At 45.6% G+C, this 533-nt stretch carries 1 pseudogene; it reads right to left on the reverse strand.

Annotated elements, in window-relative coordinates:
* Positions 1–533, reverse strand: a pseudogene (gene exsA, locus R8O11_RS30840) (type III secretion system transcriptional regulator ExsA); the annotation flags it as partial.

A 533-nucleotide genomic window follows, 5' to 3' on the forward strand; every position in this document is an offset into this window, starting at 1 on the left:
TGCAATAAGCGACGCTCACTGATCCAAGCTCTTGGAGAGATGCCATAGTGCTCATTAAAAAGCTCTTTAAAGGTTGTGAGACTGGCACCAAATTCTTGAGCATAATCCGTCAGCTTCCACTCTTTCAAATAGTGCTGCTCCATAAAGCGGCGTAAGCGGTCTGAGGTTCGGTTAGTTTGCTGCGATAGCAAAGCATAGAGGACTTCGCCCCCTTGACTGTGCAGCAATAGAATCAGCATTTCTTCGTACTTCAAACGCATGATAGCGTCTGGGTACGACTGCTCCTCCAGCGTTTTCATGCCAGAAAGCACTTGCTCAATGAGAATGTTCAAACCAAAAGAAAACAAGCCCGAGTTGAGTTTGTCCACTTTTGGCAACGTCATGAGAAGATCGCTGTGTTTTTGCAGTAATTGGCTTACTAGCTCATTGTCGAACTCAATGATAGATGAGTGATAATTCCCACCCTGCGGTGAGTACTCTAATAAGTAGTCACCTTGAGAGAGAAATACCCCACTCCCGGCAACGACATCTAT

It is taken from the genome of Vibrio sp. 1288 (genome assembly GCF_033344475.1).